We start from the raw sequence: 19,155 nt of genomic DNA, 5'->3' as shown, positions 1-19,155 counted from the left end.
GCTACCGGTGACTTCCATGGCTTTTTCCGAACGTGTCTCGCGCCTTAAAAGTTCTTTGATCCGTGAAATCCTCGCCGCCGCTCAGCGTCCGGAAGTGATGTCATTCGCCGGCGGCCTGCCTGCCGAGGCCATGTTGCCGAAAGTCGAATGGGGTGACATGCCGCTGTCCCTCGGCCAATACGGTATGAGCGAGGGTGAGCCGGCGCTGCGCGAAGCCCTGGCCGCAGAGGCGAGGGCGCTAGGCTTGGCGTGTGAGGCGAGTCAGGTGCTGGTGGTCAGTGGCTCCCAGCAGACTCTTGATTTGGCGGCCAAGCTGTACATCGACAAGGGCACCGAGATTCTTCTGGAAGCACCGACTTATCTGGCCGCTTTGCAGATATTCCAATTGTTTGGCGCCGAATGCCTGACCGTGCCGCAGGAGTCCGATGGCCCGAACCTGGCGCAATTGCGCAGTCGTCTGGAGCAACACCGTCCGGCGTTCATCTACTTGATCCCGACGTTCCAGAACCCATCCGCCGTGCGCTACAGCGAGGCCAAGCGTGCAGCCGTCGCCGCATTGCTCGATGAATTCGGTGTGACATTGATCGAAGACGAACCCTACCGCGAACTGACGTTCGACGGCGCCAGCGCCAAGCCGATTGCCGCACGGCTGCGCAATTCCAGTTGGATTTACACCGGCACGGTCTCGAAAACCTTGCTACCCGGTTTGCGTGTCGGCTACCTGATCGCCAGCCCGGATCTGTTTGCGCCTCTGCTCAAGCTCAAGCAATCGGCGGATCTGCACACCAATCGCATCGGTCAGTGGCAAGCACTGCAATGGATCGGCACTGAGCAATACCAGCAGCACTTGAGTGAGTTGCGCGGTTTTTACCGAGAACGGCGCGATGCCTTTCAGTCAGCGCTGGAAACGCACTTTTCGGATCTGGCGGACTGGAACACGCCGCAGGGTGGGCTGTTTTTCTGGTTGACGCTGAAACAGCCGCTGGACACGCGCACGTTGCTTAACGAGGCGTTGGCCAATGATGTGGCGTTCATGCCAGGGGAGCCGTTCTTTCCCGATCCCGATAAAAATCTCGGACATTTGCGTCTTAACTTCAGCCACATTGACGCGGCACGGCTGGATGAAGGGCTCAAGCGATTGGCGGCGGTGGTGCGTCAGGCGCAACGAGACAGGGCGGCCTGAACATTTTTGTCTGGATTTTTGTGCTGACTGGGCGGTCTTTTTCGCGAGCAACCCCGACCCCAAAGGGGAAATACATTGAACGATGTGCGGGCTTGCTCGCGAAGGCGTCAGTCAGAACGGCACAAAAACTTCAGGCCGCAGCAAACCGCTTATCCAGATAATCAATGATCACCTTGGACTCATACATCCAGGTCGTCTGGCCATTCTCTTCAATCCGCAGGCACGGCACCTTGATTCGGCCACCCTGTTCCAGCAGTGTCTGGCGATCCTGCTCGTTGTTTTTCGCATCCTTGAGCGCCACCGGCACATTGAGGCGACGCAAAGTGCGACGGGTCTTCACGCAAAACGGGCAGGCGTGGAACTGATACAACGTCAGGTCCTTCGCAGCCGCTTCCACCTGTGCCTGAGCGGCGGCGGGGCGGTTTTTCTTGCCAGGGCGGGTGATGAAATCGATGAAAATGATCAGTTGGCCGAGGCCAACACGAAGTGCTTTAACGAACACGTTACAAGCCTCACAGAGATATTGAAGAAGGCGCGCAGCTTACCCGATTTTTCACGGGCGAAAAAAAACCGGCGATCAACGCCGGTTTTTTACTGTTGCCAATTACTTGATCAAGCTGAGGAATTCGCTGCGGGTGGCTGCGTTTTCACGGAACTCGCCGAGCATCACCGAAGTGATCATTGACGAATTCTGCTTCTCGACACCGCGCATCATCATGCACATGTGCTTGGCCTCGATCACCACGGCAACGCCCAGCGCGCCGGTGACTTGCTGCACCGCATCGGCGATCTGGCGGCTGAGGTTTTCCTGAATCTGCAGGCGGCGGGCGTACATGTCGACGATCCGTGCGACCTTCGACAAGCCCAGCACTTTGCCGCTCGGGATATAAGCAACATGCGCCTTGCCGATGAACGGCAGCAGGTGGTGTTCGCACAACGAGTACAACTCGATGTCCTTGACCAGCACCATTTCGCTGTTATCGGAGCTGAACAGGGCACCGTTGGTGACCTCTTCGAGCGTCTGTTCATAACCGCGGCAGAGGTACTGCATGGCTTTGGCGGCACGCTTTGGCGTGTCGAGCAGGCCCTCGCGGGAGACGTCCTCGCCCAGTTGGCCGAGAATCGCGGTGTAGTTCTGTTCCAGTGTCACAGAGGCTGATTCCATAAGGGTTTCAGAGGGGTACTGTTTCTGTCTGTACCAATTTTGTACCAATCAAGCTGATTTCGAGCTGTCCGAGTTAACCCCAGTCGGTGCTGGAGTTGATCCATCGGGCGCAGGTCGATAGCAACTACTGAACGCTATGACCGAGCTGAGTGGCAATAAACGCAGGGTTCATACCCGCCATGAGGCACATGGTAGCGTAAGTGTGTCGGCAGTTGTATTGCCGGCGGGCGCGAATCCTCAAATCGGCCGGTGTGAACCTGAAGCCTTTGCCGAGCCCCCGGGACTGTCAGGCAAATTCAAAGAGACGGAACCGATCGGCATCAAATCGCACAACGGGGCCGGTAGTTCGACGAATCGCCGTCAAACGGTTTTCCTAGCTTGCGACCGGTTTTCCAAACAGGACTATACCGATGGCGATCAGCAACCCCACGGCAAATAGCGCCGCTTTGCCAGGTTCTTTACGGTCCAGTGACGACAGCAGCGCCTGTAGCGATTGCAACGCGTAGAAAATCACAAACGCCTTTGATGCATACGTGATGATTTCGTAAATACCAGCACTCCAAGTGATGCCGATTGCCACAAGCGCAGTCACGAGGCTGCCCACATTCACAGACAGGCGCTTGTGCGTCGCTTCAGCGAGCAGTCCGCTAGCGCCATTCATATCGGCAACGGCTGCCGATGATTGGGACGCAAGGGCGGCCGCGATCAATAGTGGGGTGACGGCGGCACCGACAGGGGCAAGCATGTCGATAATCGCCGTTTCCCCGCCTTCGGCGGAGGGGCTGCCGTGAAATAAATGCGTCAGGAGAAAAACGAACCCGACGTAGATAAATGTTGATATCCACTGGGCATAGCGCATTGTCCGCAGCCGGGTTTGTGTGTCGTATTCGGCGCCCAAATAACGGGATGTTTCAAAGCCTTGGACCAGTACGATCAGTCCCAATAGAACCTGGAGTTTTCCGAGTCCTTCCTGTGGCTCAACAGGCGAAGAGATTGTATGGCCGGTGGTTGCGAACAAAATCAGCGCAGCGAAAATTCCGAGAATGACGCAGAGCTTGAGGCCGACGGCGTAGACCTCGATACGCTCAAGCGCCCTGAGCCCGCCAGATAGTCCAATCACGCCAATAGTGGCAATCGCGATTGAAGCGACAATTTGCACCGCCAGTCGGCTTTCTACCTCCACGATTCGCATGCCGAAGGCAGCGAACAGATTCAGGTAGTAAGCGACAGATACGAAATAGGCGAGTGACAATGCGAAATCAGAAGCTCGCTCAATGAAAACAGACGTTGGAGGCAACGACTTCAAACCGGGTTGCACATAACGAATGTTATGGCGCATCACCGCCCCGTAGAGGTAACCCAAAGAGCAAAGCGCCGCCATGGCGAGCCAGGCCGCGCTACCAAACGTGTTTGCCAGAATTGGACCTACGACCAGAAACCCAGATCCAATAATCGAGGCCAGAGGAGTGACCGTGGCACGCCACAGTCGCATTCTGAGTACGCGAGGGTGGAAGAAAATACAGGCGACCAGGATTGAAACAAGAATAAGGCCGGCATTGCTGATCACTAACGTTGCTCCAGAATGATCAAGTGCTCACTTGGAGCCTGATCGTCGTCATTTCCAGTGATGTCGATCGAATGAAGGGTAGCTCAAGGGGTTTTCAGGGCGGTCATGCCAGACGTTGTTCTTATCCTTGCCTGGCTAGGTGACGACTTAAAAAATGCCAAGCGAAACAGGGTGTTTGATTGGCGTCAGCGAGGGAGCGAATGATCAGATGGTTTACTGATCTGGCTGGAGCGATGTCCCTTTCGATGAGCCGGTGTAACGGTTTTATTCGTCGCGACCTTCCATCATGGTGCGTTTAAGCATCACATAAACCGCGCCGGCCCCGCCGTGTCTGGCCTGGCACGAGCAGAAACCAAGCACTTGTGCGTGCTGGCGCAGCCAGGTGTTGACGTGGCTTTTGATCATCGGCCGCTTGCCGTCGAGGCGCACGGCCTTGCCGTGGGTGACGCGAACGCAGCGGATTTCGAATTTGGTCGCTTCGGCAAGAAACGCCCAGAGGGTTTCCCGGGCCTTTTCCACGTTCATGCCGTGCAGGTCGAGGCTGCCCTCGAACGGAATCTGCCCGACCTTGAGCTTGCGCATCTGACTTTCCTGTACCCCGTCGCGGGCCCACATCAACTCGTCTTCCGGGCCGACGTCAATCACGAACTGATCGGACAGGCCATCAACGGTGGTGGTGTCGGTGCGCACGGTAGCGGACTGGCGCAATTTGGCGATCTGCGCGCGGTCAGCTTTGGGTTTGCCGGTGTCGGCGCGGTCGTGCTTGATCGGCTTGACGCCTTGGATCGCACTTTTGAACAGGGAAAAATCGTCGTCTTGCATGTCAGCCTCCGCGAAGGGCGGCCAGTTTACCCAAGTCGAAACAAAACGGCCCGGCAAAAAGCCAGGCCATCGAGTCAGTCGTGTTTTTTCATCAGGTGCGGGGACATGTTCAATTCCCGCGATTGCCGTGCACGACGGCGGCAGCGACGCCACAGGGCGACACCGAAATACAGAAACAGCAAACCGACTGCCAGAATGATCGCGGAGCCCATTGGCGTGGCGTTCAAGTCGCCGAGCGCTGGCGGGCGCCCCAGCAGGCTGGCGGCCCCGGCCATTGCCAGCAGCACGCCGAATGTCGCCAGAATGGCTGCAATCGCCGCGCCGAATCGAAAACGCCAGTTGCTTTGGCCTTTGGGCCGCAAGCGGCGTGCGTCAAATCCATCGGATAACTTCATTCCGACCTTCCTCAATGGGTATCGGCCCTTCGACCGGGAGTTGACCGGGTTGTTCCTGAGGCTATGGCATTTGCGTCAAATGAGAGGCTTTTGTGGATGAGCGGCAGTGTGGGCCGCTCATCAGGGCGCGATCAGATGAGATCTTGTGTTTTGGCGAGGGTGGCAAAGTTGTCGGCCATGATCGCCATTTCCGCTTCTTGTACCACTTCGGCGCTGAGTACCCGGCCTTTGAACGGCAGGTCACGGGTGGCGCAAGCATCTTCAACGAGGGTGCAGCGAAAACCCAGGTTTTTCGCCGCACGCACGGTGGTGCTGACGCTGGAGTGGCTCATGAAACCGCAGACGATCAGGTCCAGCGAGCCAAGGTTTTGCAAGCGGTCGAGCAGTTCGGTGCCATGGAAGGCGCTCGGCAGCAGTTTGCCGATGATGGTTTCATCGCCCTGCGGTTCGAGGCCGGGGATGAATTCGCCGCGTTCGCCCTGTGGGTCGAACAGGCCACCGACGGTGCCGAGATGACGCACATGCACGATCGGCCGACCGGCTGCACGGGCCGCAGCGATCACTTGTTTGATGTTCGCGACGGCCGCATCCATGCCGCTCAGGGCCAGTGGGCCACTGAGATATTCTTTCTGGGCATCGATGATGACCACGGTGGCATGGCTCAGTGTGGCCGCTGCGTAACCGCGACCGCTGAGTTGAAACATCGTTTTTGGAACGGACATTCTGGGGCTCCTTGGGGTGGGGCTTTTGCGACATTGTCCTCTGGCTGAGCGGTTCTGTGAATCGCTACCATCGTAGGCACCGTCGTTGCTGGCTTGCAGCCTTGTCAAGTTACACGTTCTGTTCAATAGCTGATGCAAAAAACAGAAAACCCCTACCGCTGTGGCGGGATTTTTCCTGCGTCGTCGTGGCGCGTTTTGGCTGTTAGAATCGCCAGTCGTTTTTTCTGGAGTTCTGCCCCGTGATCACTTCCCGACTTCGTACCCTGCGCGACCACATCCGTTGGGCCGTCAGCCGCTTCCATGGGGAGGATCTGTTTTTCGGCCATGGCACCGACAATGCCTGGGACGAAGCCCGGCAACTGGTGCTGGGGGCATTGCATCTGCCGTGGGAAATCGCCGACAGCTATCTCGATTGCGCACTGGAAGATGACGAACTGGTCAATCTGCAACGCCTGCTCAAGCGTCGTATCGAAGAGCGTATCCCGACCGCTTACCTGTTGGGTGAGGCTTGGTTCTGCGGCATGTCGTTTATCGTCGACGAACGTGTATTGATCCCGCGTTCGCCGATTGGTGAGCTGATCGAAAACCATTTTGCGCCGTGGATTGGCAATGACCCTGCGCGAATTCTTGATCTGTGCACCGGTTCCGGTTGCATCGGCATTGCCTGCGCCTATGAGTTCCAGAACGCCGAAGTGGTGCTGGCGGATCTGTCGTTCGAAGCGCTGGAAGTGGCCAATCAGAACATCGAGCGCCATGGCGTCGATGAGCGTGTCTACACTGTGCAGGGCGATGGTTTCGAGGGGCTGCCGGGTCAGCGTTTCGACCTGATCGTGTCGAATCCGCCTTACGTCGATGCGCAAGATTTCGCCGACATGCCGGACGAATACCAGCACGAGCCGGAGCTGGCCCTGGCGTGCGGTGATGATGGTCTGAACCTGGTTCGGCGGATGCTCGCCGAAGCGGCGGATCACCTGACCGAGAAGGGGTTGCTGATTGTCGAAGTGGGTAACAGCCAGGTTCACGTCGAAGCGTTGTACCCGGAAGTCGACTTCGCCTGGCTCGAGTTCGAGCGCGGTGGGCATGGCGTGTTCATGTTGACGGCGCAGCAGTGCCGCGATCATCAAGCGCTATTCGCTTCTCGCGTCTGACCCCTGAACGCTTCGCGAGCAGGCTAGCTCCCACCTTTGGAATGCATGTTCCTGTGAGAGCGAGCCTGTTCGCCAATGGCAGCGCCGCAGTTTGAAGTTATCAGCGGTGCGTAGCAATCCAGATCAACAACCCCGCCTGAAACACCGCAAACGCCACCAGACAGGTAATAGTGAAGCGCAACCCGGCGTCTTCGCGCTTGAACTTGCTGACCTTTTCTTCCTGCTTCTGGAGCTTCACTTCCTGCTCGGCCAGATTCTGTTCGGCCTGCTGAAGCATTTGCGCGGCTTCAAGAATCTCGACGATCTGCAGCTTTTCGCTGTTCCAGTCGCCAATCAGATCACCGACCTGAGCATCCTTGATGCTGCCCTTCAAATGCTGGGCGTCGGCGTAGACCACATCAAATCCGTGCACCCGCAGAAAATGATCGCGGCGCAGTCGAGTGTCTTCGTTCAGCGCGTCCTTGTTGTTCAAGTCCATGCCGTCGACGGTGTAGGCGGGCCAGCGTTTTTTCGCCCAGGTAATGCCATGCGCGGCCATGAAGCGGCCGATGCCACGGTTTAACGGTTCAATCTGCAAGCCGCTGTCCGGGCCGAAACTCACACGTTTGGTGGTGTGATTGACCCACACGTCGAGATGATTTTGCTCTTTGCGAACACGCTGGCTCGGCAGCTTGATCGCCATGCGCATCAGGCTGTGTTCTTTGCTATTGCGCTCGGCATAGCCGAATTCGACAAAACGCAATGGCCGGCCACCGGTGTGGCGGTCGGTCTTCAACGGGGCCAGGCGGAGCATCTTGTGGTGCTCGACGTGGACATCCGCCCACGGCAGCTCGACCGCTGGCGGTGCGTCTTTTTCAGCGGTGGTGTCGGGTGAAGTCTGGGTATCAGTCATAACGGCGAGATCCTGTCCAAGCCCTGCTTGCCGCCAGCCAGTACGCTGGCGACAAAGGCTTATCGGCCGTTTCTTGCAAGACTGGAGGGCAAACAGCGCTTATCGGGTGCGAAGTCCGTCAATAAATTCGATGATTTTCGAGCCGAGTTCCGCTGCCAGAGGCAAATTCGGGTCTTTGTAGGAGGCCAATTGCCGCTTCACGTCGTTAGGCACGATGCGCATGACGTGGTTCATGCCTTCGATCACCGCCAGTTCGGCGTCCGGTTTGGCGGCTTTGAGCAACTTTGCATCATGGACACCGACCTGAATGTCGTTGCTGCCCTGAACGATCAGTGCCGGCATCTTCAGTTGCGCGAACGCTGCGGCCGGATCCTGTCGGAATAGCGAGATCAGATACGGCTGCACGCTTGGCCGGAAAATCACCTGCAACGGCCCCGGTACATTGTCGTCGGTGCGGCCGGCCTTGAGGTTGTCGAGCAACTCGTTGCTGCGCAACATCAGCGGTGGTGGCAGGCTGCGCGCCAGTTGCTGGCGGATCACCTGATCGACCGGCCGCGCGCTGCCAGACAGGGAAATCACCGCCGCGGCATCCAGCTTCGGCGCGGCAAGGCTGGCAATCAGTGCGCCTTCACTGTGGCCAAGCAGGATGAGCTTGCCAAAACGCGGGTCGGCCTTGAGCTTCTGCCCCCACGCCACGGCGTCTGCCGCGTAGGCCTCCACCGACAGGTTGCGCTCGTCCGGCGTGGCCGCAAGGCTGGCGGCCACGCCGCGCTTGTCGTAGCGCACACTGGCAATGTGGTGTTTAGCCAGCACCCAGGCCAGCCGTTTAAGGCTGTCATTGCGCCCGCCGTCGGGGTTGTTTCCGTCACGATCCGTAGGCCCCGAGCCGGAAATGATCAGGACAACCGGTACAGGGTTGTCGGATTTTGGCAGCAACAGCGAACCGAAAAGCTCGCCGCTCCCCGTATCCAAAGTTACCGGGCGTTGTAGGACCGTCGCTTGGGCAAAGCCCGTAAACAGGGTAAGACTCAAAATCAAAACTCGCAGCATCATCACGCCATCATTCGCCAAGGTGCCGGTTGGACTCACCAACACCGCTAAGGTTCGAGGATGAACTAGTCGGTTAGCCTGCGTATACTGGCGCGCATTACGAATTTGGGTTTGATTTCACGGAGCGTCCTGCATGTCCGGCAATACCTACGGCAAGTTGTTCACTGTCACCACCGCTGGCGAAAGCCATGGTCCGGCGTTGGTCGCCATTGTCGACGGCTGCCCGCCGGGCCTGGAAATTTCCCTCGAAGACTTGCAGCGCGACCTCGACCGCCGCAAGCCCGGCACCAGTCGACATACCACCCAGCGCCAGGAAGCCGATGAAGTCGAAATCCTCTCCGGCGTGTTCGAAGGCCGCACGACCGGCTGCTCCATCGGTCTGCTGATCCGCAACACTGACCAGAAGTCCAAGGACTACTCGGCAATCAAGGACCTGTTCCGCCCGGCCCACGCCGACTACACCTACCACCACAAATACGGCGAGCGCGATTATCGTGGCGGCGGCCGTAGCTCGGCCCGCGAAACCGCCATGCGCGTGGCGGCAGGTGCAATTGCCAAGAAGTTTCTGGCCACCCAGGGCATTGTCATTCGCGGCTATATGAGCCAGCTCGGCCCGATCGAAATCCCGTTCAAGACCTGGGATTCGGTTGAAGAAAACGCGTTCTTCTGCCCGGATCCGGACAAAGTCCCGGAGCTGGAAGCCTATATGGATCAATTACGCCGTGATCAGGATTCGGTGGGGGCGAAGATCACCGTGGTCGCCGAAGGCGTCATGCCGGGTCTGGGCGAGCCGATTTTCGACCGTCTCGACGCCGAATTGGCGCACGCGCTGATGAGCATCAACGCGGTGAAGGGCGTGGAAATCGGCGCCGGTTTCGCCTGCGTTGCCCAGCGTGGTACCGAGCATCGCGATGAAATGACTGCGCAAGGTTTCCTCAGCAATAACGCCGGCGGCATTCTCGGCGGCATCTCGTCCGGTCAGCCGATCGTTGCCCATCTGGCGCTCAAACCAACGTCGAGCATCACCACCCCGGGCCGTTCGATTGACGTCGAAGGCAACGCGGTCGACGTGATCACCAAAGGTCGACACGACCCCTGCGTGGGCATCCGCGCCACACCGATTGCCGAAGCGATGATGGCCATCGTGCTGATGGACCACCTGCTGCGTCACCGTGGGCAGAACGCCGATGTGCGCGTGAGCACCCCGGTGCTGGGTCAGCTTTAATGGCAGACCACAAAGCCGTCGCGGCCTGACCGTGGCGGCGCTCCCTTACTGGCGGCTGTCCAGTTTCTATCTGTTCTATTTCGCCTTGCTCGGCTCGACGGCGCCGTTTCTGGCGCTGTACTTCGATCACCTCGGATTCAGCGCCGCGCGCATTGGCGAACTGGTCGCCATCCCGATGTTGATGCGCTGCGTGGCGCCTAACATCTGGGGCTGGCTTGGCGATTACACGGGCAGACGCCTGGCCATCGTGCGCTTCGGCGCGGTGTGTACGCTGCTGACCTTCTCGTTGATTTTCGTCAGCAAAACCTACGCCTGGCTGGCGATGGTCATGGCGTTGCATGCGTTCTTCTGGCACGCGGTGTTGCCGCAGTTCGAAGTCATCACGCTGGCGCATTTGCAGGGGCAGACCTCCCGTTACAGCCAGATTCGCCTGTGGGGCTCAATCGGCTTCATCATCACCGTGGTTGTGTTGGGGCGCCTGTTCGAGTGGCTTAGTCTGGACATCTACCCGGCAGCGCTGGTGCTGATCATGGCGGGGATCGTGCTCAGCAGTTTGTGGGTACCGAACGCGCAACCGGCGCAGGGCAACCGGCCGACCGGGGAAGGTTTTCTCAAGCAACTGCGCCGTCCTGGCGTGCTGGCGTTTTACGCCAGTGTGGCACTGATGCAGATGAGTCACGGCCCGTATTACACGTTTTTGACGTTGCACCTTGAACGACTCGGCTACAGTCGCGGCGTGATCGGCATGCTCTGGGCCGTCGGTGTGGTCGCTGAAGTGCTGATGTTCATGGCCATGAGCCGGATTCTTTCACGCTTCTCCCTGCGCCGAGTCTTGATGGCAAGTTTTCTGCTGGCGGCGCTGCGCTGGGTGCTGCTGGGTTCGTTCGCCGAGTTTCTCTGGGTGCTGTTGTTGGCGCAGGTGCTGCACGCGGCGACCTTCGGCAGTTTTCACGCCGCTGCCATCGCGTTCGTGCAACGTAGCTTCGGCGCGCGCCAGCAAGGACAGGGCCAAGCGTTGTACGCCGCGCTGGCCGGCACCGGAGGCGCGCTCGGCGCACTGTATGCCGGGTACAGCTGGAATACCCTCGGCCCGACATTGACCTTTAGTATTGCCAGTCTCGCGGCGCTCGCGGCTGCCGTTATCATTGCCACACGCATGCAAGAGGACAGCCTGTGAGCCTTGCGCGTGAACAACTCGCCCGGCCAATCGTCGACGCCGGGTGTTTTCTTTATGGTCGAGGCTGGTCTCAGTGGTATCTGAATTTTGTTTGAATGCGAGTTGAAGACCCGCAGCGTCATGAACCACCAAGGCTGACTTCGCCAGAAGTCGCCCATTTACCTGATGAATTGCTGTGCCCGACCGGTCTGAAAAAAACCGGACGGCAAGGCCGATACCGAGGAATTGTCCCAATGAGCAGCCTGTCCGTTTATCACGTCTCAAGCCCCGACATCCCGAACAAGGTGCTGACCCATCTTGAAGACATCGCCGCGACTCTGGCCGAGCAGGGCGTGCGTTTCGACCGCTGGCAAGCCGCCACGAAGATCCAGCCCGGTGCAAGCCAGGAAGAAGTGATCAGCGCGTACCAAGAGCAGATCGACGAATTGATGACCGAGCGCGGTTACATCACGGTCGATGTGATCAGCCTCAATAGCGATCACCCGCAGAAAGCCGAACTGCGCGCCAAGTGCCTTGAAGAACACTGCCATGGCGAAGACGAAGTCCGTTTTTTCGTCGCCGGTCGTGGACTGTTTACCCTGCACATCGACGATTACGTCTACGCCGTACTCTGCGAAAAAAACGACCTGATCTCGGTGCCGGCCGGCACTAAACACTGGTTCGACATGGGTGAACATCCGCACTTCGTGGCGATCCGTCTGTTCAACAACCCCGAAGGCTGGGTCGCCACCTTCACTGACGAAGACATCGCCGGCCGCTTCCCGCGTCTTGAGGACTGAGCCGAAGACGATAAACGTCATCCATAAAAAAACAGGCCGTGAAGCGCATCCTTCACGGCCTGCTTTGTTTTACAGGGTCGAATCAATTACAGCGAGTGATACGTCGGCAGGGCAAAACGCTGCTGGCTCTGCAGCATTGCGATTTGTGGCAGTTCGCTGGCCTGTTCAGCCAGATCACGACGAATTGCACTGATCGCCCACGACAATTGGTCGCCGGCATGCAGTTGCTGATACGTCAGCGCACGCTTGAACACTTTGCCGTCGCTGCTGCGCAGAGTCAGCAGGATCCCGCCATCGGGACGTGGCGTAGTGGTGACTTCGAAGTTGGAGAACAGGGAGGTAAATTTTTCTTGGATCAGGCTCATGTTTTTCAGCTCCGTATGCACTTGAATGGCAAGCATGCAGAGGAGGTTGCAGTGATTGTGCCAGCATGGTTTTTTTTAAAAATACTTATAAATCAATAGTTTATAAAATCGTGAATTTAAACGCGTCGTGCAATCTGCATGAACGGCCATCGTGCATCCTGCATTTTGCGGGATCGCTTGCGAATAAACGGAACCAAATCGCCCCCACAGGATCGCGGCTGCCGGCCAAGGTCCTGCGGATACAAAACATTGCAAAAACCGCGTGTACAGCTTGAGAAGCGCTGGCGTACTTTCGCTCTCGACCTTCGCCTGAAAGTGTCGGTCGCAGCCATCGATTGCCCGAAAAATAAGAATGCCGGCCAGCAAACCAGGGCCGAACGGGAGCTTCCATGAGTCACGCGCCAAGCGACACGATTACCTGGGGCATGATGCTCCGCAAACTGCCGATGATTGCCAAAGCCATTCCGCGAGTGGTCAAAGGCATGAAGGTGGCCAACGTCAAGGATCCGACCCAAAGCTGTGGCCTTGGCTGGACGTTCGAACAAGCGGCTCTGCGTAATCCCGATGGCCTGGCGTTATTGCAGGGCGATGTCTTGCTGACCTATTCGCAGGTCAACCAGTGGGCCAATCGCATCGCCCACTATCTGAACGGGCAGGGGATCGGCAAGGGTGATGTGGTGGCGGTGTTCATTGAAAACCGTCCGGAACTACTGGTGACGATTCTGGCATTGGCCAAGGTCGGCGCCGTCAGCGCACTGCTCAATACCTCGCAGACCCGCGATACGCTGATCCACAGTGTGAATCTGGTGGCGCCGGTGGCGATTGTGGTCGGTGAAGAGTTGGTGCCGGCGTTTGCCGCGGTACGTGATCAAGTGACGATTACGCCAGAGCGCACCTGGTTCGTGGCGGACCACGACACTTACAGCCATCCGGGCATTGCCCCCCAGGGTTACGTCAACCTGATCAGCGCCAGTGTCGACGCTCGCAGCGATAATCCCCCGAGCAGCCAGCAGGTGTTTTTCGACGATCCGTGTTTCTACATCTACACCTCTGGCACGACTGGCCTGCCCAAGGCTGGTGTGTTCAAGCACGGTCGCTGGATGCGCAGTTCGGCCAGCTTCGGCATGATCGCCCTCGACATGGGCCCCGACGATGTCCTCTATTGCACCTTGCCGCTCTATCACGCGACCGGCCTCTGCGTGTGCTGGGGCTCGGCGATCAACGGCGCATCGGGTTTCGCCATCCGCCGCAAATTCAGCGCCAGTCAGTTCTGGAATGACGTGCGCCGCTATCGCGCCACCACTATCGGTTACGTCGGCGAGTTATGCCGTTATCTGGTCGATCAACCGGCCAGCGTCGATGACAATCGCCACGATGTGCGCAAGATGATCGGCAACGGCTTGCGTCCAGGCGCGTGGGCCGAGTTCAAGACGCGGTTCGCGGTCGATCATATCTGTGAACTGTATGCCGCGAGCGACGGCAATATCGGTTTTACCAACATCCTCAACTTCGACAACACCATCGGGTTTTCGCTGATGGCCTGGGAATTGGTGGCCTACGATCATGACAGCGGCGAGCCGATTCGCAGCGACGACGGTTTCATGCGCAAGGTCGGTAAGGGCGAGCAAGGTTTGCTGCTGGCGCGAATCGACGAGAAGGCGCCGCTGGACGGCTACACCGATCCGCAGAAGACCGCCAAAGTCGTGGTACACGATGTGTTCACCAAGGGCGACCGCTTCTTCAACACCGGTGATCTGTTGCGCAACATCGGTTTTGGTCATGCCCAGTTTGTTGATCGCCTCGGCGACACCTATCGCTGGAAAGGTGAAAACGTCTCCACCACCGAAGTTGAAAACCTGTTGCTGCAACATCCGCACATCTCCGAGGCCGTGGCCTACGGCGTGGAAATCCGCAACACCAACGGACGCGCCGGGATGGCGGCGATCACACCTGCCGAATCCCTCGCCACCCTGGACTTCGCCGAACTGCTGACGTTCGCCCGGCAACGCATGCCGGCCTACGCCGTCCCTCTGTTCCTGCGGGTGAAAGTGAAAATGGAAACCACCGGCACCTTCAAATACCAGAAAACGCGGTTGAAAAACGAAGGCTTCGACCCGGGCCTGACGGGTGATGACCCGATCTTCGCCTGGCTGCCTGGCACGCAGACGTATGTGCAGGTGACCGATCAAGTGCTGGCCGACATTCACCAGGGCAAATACCGCTATTGATTCTGGCTATAGCCTTTCTTGAGAAAAAGGGGGTGACAGCTATCGCCGCGCTCGGGAAACTGTCGGCTTTGCGATTAACCGAAAGTGGAGTTGCCCCATGTCCGACCAAAGCCGCCAGATGACCCCTGAAGAGGCTGCCGAATTCACCGAGCAGGTTTTCAACAAGGCGCGCGACGGTGATGCAGTGATGCTGGATCGACTGATCAGCGCCGGCCTGCCGGTGAACCTGAAAAACGCCAAAGGCGACACGTTGCTGATGTTGGCCAGTTACTACGGCCATGTGGAGGCGGTGCAGGTGCTGCTTAAACACAAGGCTGACCCGGAGATGCGCAATGGCAACGGCCAGAGCCCGATTGCCGGCGCAGCGTTCAAAGGTGATCTGGCCGTGGTCAAGACACTGGTGGAAGCGGGCGCCGAGATCGAAGGTTCGTCGTTCGACGGTCGTACCGCGTTGATGATGGCGGCAATGTTCAACCGCGTTGAAATCGTCGATTACCTGATCAGCAAAGGTGCCGATCCGCAAGCCAAGGACGCCAACGGCGTGACAGCACTGGACGCGGCTCGCACCATGGGTGCGGTCGACACCACCGCGCAGCTGGAAAAACTGTTGAGCTGAAATCAGCTCTGTTGAACTGTGGTGAGGGAGAGAATGCGCTATCCTTCGCGCCCTCGAAATTCACCTTCGCCACAGGATCTGCCCTCATGAAAGCCGCACTCGTCGAACTCATCAGCAAAATCAGCTCCGGCTGCATGGGCGAGGACGAGATCCTGAAAGTGGCCGACGAAGCCGCACAGGCCTACGCCGATGCCGGCGCTTTTCTGACGGCCAACCCGGACATCAACTACGACGACACTTTTCCGATCACGTTGGGCGAGTGGGTGGTGGTCGGCAGCCTGCCGGAAACCGTACTGTTTCAGGCCGACACCTACGTCGATCTGTTCGCGCAGATCGTTGCCTCGTTCGGTCCAGGGGTCGATTTCAACCTCAAGCCCAAGCAATTGGCCAAAACCGAAGCATTGACTGCGCTCAATCGCATTCAGGTGCAGATGAGCAGCCTGAACAAGGAAAACGGCGGTTACACGCTGATGAACTTCAGTCAGTTGCTCGACGACGAGCTGCAAGTCGTACTGGTCTACGGCAACGACGTGCCACGGGTGCTGGCGTTGTGCGCCGAAGTTGGCATCGCCGCTGCGCCATCGCTGGAGGCCTTGAAGGTCGCTGTTCACGTCTGAGGGCAATAAAAGGGAACCCTTCGCGCGACCGTCTATCCTAAAAGTGCATGCCACTATTCTGGAGCGACACCATGGGTTCGACGTTTAACGGTCTGATCGGTCTGATCATTCTTGCCCTCGATATCTGGGCCATCATCAACGTACTGAAAAGCGGCGCCGAGACCGGGATGAAAGTCCTCTGGGTGCTGCTGATCGTCCTTCTGCCGGTGCTGGGCCTGATCATCTGGGCGATTGCCGGGCCACGGGGGAATGTGCGGATCTGAGCCATTCTCGCGAACAACGCAAAACCTGTGAGGTTGTGTTAAGCCGATGGGCGCGCGAAGCGTCCCTTGAACCGGTGGGTGCGGTCTGACAGAAAACCCGTGATCTACGACTGCTTCTAAGTCGATCGGGAATAAATCCCCTTGCCACAAAAGCCTGCTTGCGCATTGGGTGTCTTTTTTTTCATGTTCGCCCGATGCAATCCTTTTGAACGATCAATCCGGCCAAAAGTCGAGATAGAGGTAAGCCCATTTGCGGGTTTGATCGAGGAGGCACCGATGCAAAAGTGGAAAATCACTTTCGTGGACGATCATGGTGAAACTGTTGTTGAGGTCTTCGAGCGCGCCGAATGTCCCAGCGACGATGAGGCCGCTCGACTGATCAAGCAACGGCTCCTGCCTGTTGCCGCCGCACTGGATTTGAACGATCTGGAAGGCCGCACCGCCGATGCGGGTGTCAAAAGTCTGAAAACCCAGAACAGCATCGAAATCCGCAGCATCACCCCCATCTGAAATTCTTCCATCATTATCACGCCAGGCCTTGGCAGCAGCTCTATCTTGGGGCTACTCTGCAAGCGAGATCAGCGAACGGATCGCTAAGGTCTGGTCTTGTCAGCTACATGCTTGTTTCCCGCGTGCAACCAGTTTGCCGAAGTACTTAGGCCCAAGGCCCGGGGCGGGAATACGGAAAGTCTATCCATCATCCGAGGGGGACGATTCATGAGCACAGCCTATCAAGAAGACATCAGCAGCAACGTGCTGCGCCGCATGAAAGAAGGCGGTTTCGATTTTTCCCGATTCCATCCCATCGAGTTCTACGCCATTTTCCCGGACGAGGAGCGGGCGCGCAGGGCGGCAGGCAAGTTTCGCGGTGAATCCATCAATGCCCAGGTCAGTGCGCGCGACGACGGCGCCTGGTCTCTGGAATTAAGCAAAGTGATGTACGCGACTTATGACGATATTGGCGATTTCGAGCAGGGCTTCTCCGCCGTGGTCGAACCGTTGGGTGGCATCATCGAGGGCTGGGGCGTCAAGCAGGAGGTACGCAACCGCTACCGTTTGAACTGATCTCTGGTGTTTTTTGTTGAGCAACGGCTGACCTTCGGGTTGGCCGTTTTCATTTATGGATCTCTTTTGCTTTCAAAACGTTTCACGCACGCAAAAAAAAGCCACCGGAGAGGGTGGCGAAAAGGGAAGACCGATAAATCGATGAAACCGTTCAGGGCCAAGGCTTTAAGGGCTGCACTGGCAGGCCGGATCAATTGAGCTGAAGACCTGCGCGTGGCAGCTCTTTCAGCGGATGCGCGGATTATCCGCCGCTCATGCCGAGCAGTGAAATCAACTCTGACTATGCTGGTGATAGACGACAACACTGCGTCGCAATGAGGCGGGGGCAATCAGGTTGGGGCATTTGTTGCACAGGAATGGTGCGGCACCTGCGGCGTGAATATCCAACTGATTGAAATCAAAGCGTTTATGCCGATGGCACGGGCCTTGCGAAGGCCTGTATGTCCGGGTGACAAGGAGTACGGCATGATCCGCACTTATTTTGATGAAATGTACGATGCCGGCGGCCAGATTCGCCCGCATTACCGGGAGTTTGCCCGGTGGTTGGCCGACACGCCTGACGAGCTGCTGGCCCAACGGCGACGCGAGGCCGATCTGCTATTCCATCGTGCCGGGATTACCTTCACGCTCTACGGGGACGAGCAAGGCACAGAGCGCCTGATTCCTTTCGATACCATTCCGCGCAGCATCCCCGCCAGCGAATGGCGGATCGTCGAGCGCGGCTGCATCCAGCGGGTCAAGGCGTTGAACATGTTCCTCGCCGACCTTTACCACGAGCAGCGCATCATCAAGGCTGGGATCATTCCCGCCGAGCAGGTGCTGGCCAACGAGCAATATCAGTTGGCGATGCAAGGGCTGGATCTGCACCGCGATATTTATTCGCACATCTCTGGTGTCGATCTGGTGCGCGACGGCGACGGCACCTATTACGTGCTCGAAGACAACCTGCGCACACCGAGCGGCGTGAGCTACATGCTCGAAGACCGAAAGATGATGATGCGATTGTTCCCGGAGCTGTTCGCCGCGCAGCGCATCGCGCCGATCGACCACTACCCGAACCTGTTGCTCGACACCCTGAAAAGCTCAAGCCCGATTGATGACCCGAGTGTGGTGGTGTTGACGCCGGGGCGCTTCAACAGTGCATTCTTCGAGCATGCTTTTCTGGCCCGGGAAATGGGCGTGGAGCTGGTGGAGGGCGCCGATCTGTTCGTGCGTGACGACAAAGTCTTCATGCGCACCACCGACGGGCCAAAAGCGGTCGACGTGATCTACCGCCGTCTCGACGACGCGTTCCTTGATCCGCTGGCGTTCAATCCGGATTCGATGCTGGGTGTGCCGGGGCTACTGTCGTCCTATCGTTCCGGCAACGTAGTGCTGGCCAACGCCATTGGCACCGGTGTGGCCGACGACAAGTCGGTGTATCCGTTCGTGACCGACATGATCCGTTTCTACCTCGATGAAGAACCGATCCTGAAGAACGTGCCGACCTGGCAATGCCGCAATCCGTCTGAACTTTCCCATGTGCTGGCCAATCTTGCGGATCTGGTGGTCAAGGAAACCCAAGGTTCGGGCGGTTACGGGATGCTGGTGGGGCCGGCAGCGACGACGGCGGAAATCGATGCATTCCGCGAGCGGATCAAAGCCAAGCCCCACGCGTACATCGCGCAACCGACATTGTCGCTGTCGACCTGTCCGACCTTTGTCGAAAACGGTATTGCGCCACGCCACATCGACCTGCGCCCGTTTGTCCTGTCCGGTCGCGAAACGCGGGTTGTGCCAGGCGGTTTGACCCGTGTCGCCCTGCGCGAAGGCTCTCTGGTGGTGAATTCCTCCCAGGGCGGCGGAACCAAGGACACCTGGGTGGTCGAGGATTGAA

At 58.2% G+C, this 19,155-nt stretch carries 21 protein-coding genes and 2 pseudogenes; 13 read left to right on the top strand and 10 right to left on the bottom strand.

Translation table 11 applies throughout. The features are described 5' to 3' along the window. The first annotated feature begins 16 nt into the window (after positions 1-16). Positions 17-1,183 (top strand): aminotransferase-like domain-containing protein, encoded by a 1,167-nt coding sequence (locus AACY50_RS07560; RefSeq protein WP_339466494.1) that lies wholly within the window; start codon positions 17-19, stop codon positions 1,181-1,183. Positions 1,184-1,313: 130 nt separating this feature from the next. Here the strand turns inward: AACY50_RS07560 and AACY50_RS07555 are convergent, their stop codons facing one another. From AACY50_RS07555 to AACY50_RS07525, 7 genes and pseudogenes are all read right to left on the bottom strand, one after another. Beyond that, positions 1,314-1,685, bottom strand: a complete 372-nt coding sequence (locus tag AACY50_RS07555; protein ID WP_339433862.1) for a glutathione S-transferase N-terminal domain-containing protein — start codon at positions 1,683-1,685, stop codon at positions 1,314-1,316. 102 nt (positions 1,686-1,787) lie between these two features. Next, positions 1,788-2,333, bottom strand: coding sequence for a GTP cyclohydrolase I FolE (gene folE / locus AACY50_RS07550; RefSeq protein WP_010456659.1), 546 nt, complete (start codon positions 2,331-2,333; stop codon positions 1,788-1,790). An 88-nt stretch (positions 2,334-2,421) separates the two neighbouring features. Beyond that, positions 2,422-2,589: pseudogene (locus tag AACY50_RS07545) on the bottom strand (site-specific integrase); the annotation flags it as partial. Positions 2,590-2,721: 132 nt separating this feature from the next. Next, positions 2,722-3,915 carry a hypothetical protein gene (locus AACY50_RS07540; RefSeq protein ID WP_339538401.1) on the bottom strand — a complete coding sequence of 398 codons (1,194 nt, stop codon included), beginning with the start codon at positions 3,913-3,915 and terminating at the stop codon, positions 2,722-2,724. A 264-nt stretch (positions 3,916-4,179) separates the two neighbouring features. Continuing rightward, the gene (locus AACY50_RS07535) at positions 4,180-4,737 is read right to left on the bottom strand and encodes a Smr/MutS family protein (RefSeq protein ID WP_221733919.1); all 558 of its coding nucleotides are present in this window, start codon (positions 4,735-4,737) and stop codon (positions 4,180-4,182) included. 74 nt (positions 4,738-4,811) lie between these two features. Next, a complete protein-coding gene (locus tag AACY50_RS07530) occupies positions 4,812-5,132 on the bottom strand; it encodes a hypothetical protein (protein WP_007914024.1) in 321 nt (106 codons plus the stop codon). Positions 5,133-5,263: 131 nt separating this feature from the next. Then, positions 5,264-5,854 (bottom strand): cysteine hydrolase family protein, encoded by a 591-nt coding sequence (locus AACY50_RS07525; RefSeq protein WP_339433864.1) that lies wholly within the window; start codon positions 5,852-5,854, stop codon positions 5,264-5,266. A 239-nt stretch (positions 5,855-6,093) separates the two neighbouring features. Here AACY50_RS07525 and prmB point away from each other — a divergent pair, with 239 nt between their 5' ends. Then, positions 6,094-7,002, top strand: a complete 909-nt coding sequence (gene prmB / locus AACY50_RS07520; protein WP_339433865.1) for a 50S ribosomal protein L3 N(5)-glutamine methyltransferase — start codon at positions 6,094-6,096, stop codon at positions 7,000-7,002. A gap of 100 nt (positions 7,003-7,102) precedes the next feature. Here the strand turns inward: prmB and AACY50_RS07515 are convergent, their stop codons facing one another. Together AACY50_RS07515 and AACY50_RS07510 are read right to left on the bottom strand one after the other, a co-directional pair. Beyond that, positions 7,103-7,894 (bottom strand): hypothetical protein, encoded by a 792-nt coding sequence (locus AACY50_RS07515; RefSeq protein WP_339538400.1) that lies wholly within the window; start codon positions 7,892-7,894, stop codon positions 7,103-7,105. A 99-nt stretch (positions 7,895-7,993) separates the two neighbouring features. Continuing rightward, the gene (locus tag AACY50_RS07510; protein WP_339433867.1) at positions 7,994-8,947 is read right to left on the bottom strand and encodes an alpha/beta hydrolase; all 954 of its coding nucleotides are present in this window, start codon (positions 8,945-8,947) and stop codon (positions 7,994-7,996) included. A 130-nt stretch (positions 8,948-9,077) separates the two neighbouring features. On the opposite strand from AACY50_RS07510, the gene aroC reads away from it, so the two are divergent. The 4 genes and pseudogenes from aroC (at position 9,078) to AACY50_RS07490 (ending at position 12,125) form a co-directional block, all read left to right on the top strand. After that, entirely contained in the window at positions 9,078-10,169 is a 1,092-nt protein-coding gene (gene aroC / locus AACY50_RS07505) for a chorismate synthase (RefSeq protein ID WP_339433868.1), read from the top strand. A 31-nt stretch (positions 10,170-10,200) separates the two neighbouring features. Beyond that, positions 10,201-11,346, top strand: a complete 1,146-nt coding sequence (locus AACY50_RS07500; RefSeq protein WP_339433869.1) for an MFS transporter — start codon at positions 10,201-10,203, stop codon at positions 11,344-11,346. After that, positions 11,343-11,417: pseudogene (locus AACY50_RS07495) on the top strand (methylthioribulose 1-phosphate dehydratase); the annotation flags it as partial. The gene AACY50_RS07500 and the pseudogene AACY50_RS07495, both read left to right, overlap by 4 nt. A gap of 162 nt (positions 11,418-11,579) precedes the next feature. After that, on the top strand, positions 11,580-12,125 hold the full coding sequence (locus AACY50_RS07490; protein ID WP_339538398.1) for a 1,2-dihydroxy-3-keto-5-methylthiopentene dioxygenase: 546 nt from the start codon (positions 11,580-11,582) through the stop codon (positions 12,123-12,125). An 86-nt stretch (positions 12,126-12,211) separates the two neighbouring features. Here the strand turns inward: AACY50_RS07490 and AACY50_RS07485 are convergent, their stop codons facing one another. Then, complete coding sequence (locus AACY50_RS07485) at positions 12,212-12,490, bottom strand: DUF3509 domain-containing protein (protein ID WP_339433871.1); 279 nt, start codon at positions 12,488-12,490, stop codon at positions 12,212-12,214. A gap of 389 nt (positions 12,491-12,879) precedes the next feature. On the opposite strand from AACY50_RS07485, the gene AACY50_RS07480 reads away from it, so the two are divergent. The 7 genes from AACY50_RS07480 (at position 12,880) to AACY50_RS07450 (ending at position 19,154) form a co-directional block, all read left to right on the top strand. Continuing rightward, a complete protein-coding gene (locus AACY50_RS07480; protein WP_339538397.1) occupies positions 12,880-14,718 on the top strand; it encodes a long-chain-acyl-CoA synthetase in 1,839 nt (612 codons plus the stop codon). 97 nt (positions 14,719-14,815) lie between these two features. After that, positions 14,816-15,334, top strand: coding sequence for an ankyrin repeat domain-containing protein (locus AACY50_RS07475; RefSeq protein WP_339465584.1), 519 nt, complete (start codon positions 14,816-14,818; stop codon positions 15,332-15,334). A gap of 86 nt (positions 15,335-15,420) precedes the next feature. Beyond that, entirely contained in the window at positions 15,421-15,951 is a 531-nt protein-coding gene (locus AACY50_RS07470; protein WP_221733908.1) for a hypothetical protein, read from the top strand. Positions 15,952-16,022: 71 nt separating this feature from the next. Beyond that, positions 16,023-16,214, top strand: a complete 192-nt coding sequence (locus AACY50_RS07465; RefSeq protein ID WP_221733907.1) for a PLDc N-terminal domain-containing protein — start codon at positions 16,023-16,025, stop codon at positions 16,212-16,214. 276 nt (positions 16,215-16,490) lie between these two features. Then, positions 16,491-16,724, top strand: coding sequence for a hypothetical protein (locus tag AACY50_RS07460; RefSeq protein WP_221733906.1), 234 nt, complete (start codon positions 16,491-16,493; stop codon positions 16,722-16,724). A 207-nt stretch (positions 16,725-16,931) separates the two neighbouring features. Beyond that, positions 16,932-17,279 carry a ribonuclease E inhibitor RraB gene (locus tag AACY50_RS07455; RefSeq protein WP_003223226.1) on the top strand — a complete coding sequence of 116 codons (348 nt, stop codon included), beginning with the start codon at positions 16,932-16,934 and terminating at the stop codon, positions 17,277-17,279. Between the two features lie 465 nt (positions 17,280-17,744). Further along, positions 17,745-19,154, top strand: a complete 1,410-nt coding sequence (locus AACY50_RS07450) for a circularly permuted type 2 ATP-grasp protein (RefSeq protein ID WP_339433874.1) — start codon at positions 17,745-17,747, stop codon at positions 19,152-19,154. Position 19,155 lies beyond the last annotated feature (1 nt).

The sequence above is a fragment of the Pseudomonas sp. RA_15y_Pfl2_54 genome, from assembly GCF_963971015.1.
Lineage (GTDB): Bacteria > Pseudomonadota > Gammaproteobacteria > Pseudomonadales > Pseudomonadaceae > Aquipseudomonas > Aquipseudomonas baetica_A.
This window is presented reverse-complemented; position numbering and strand designations above follow the sequence as displayed.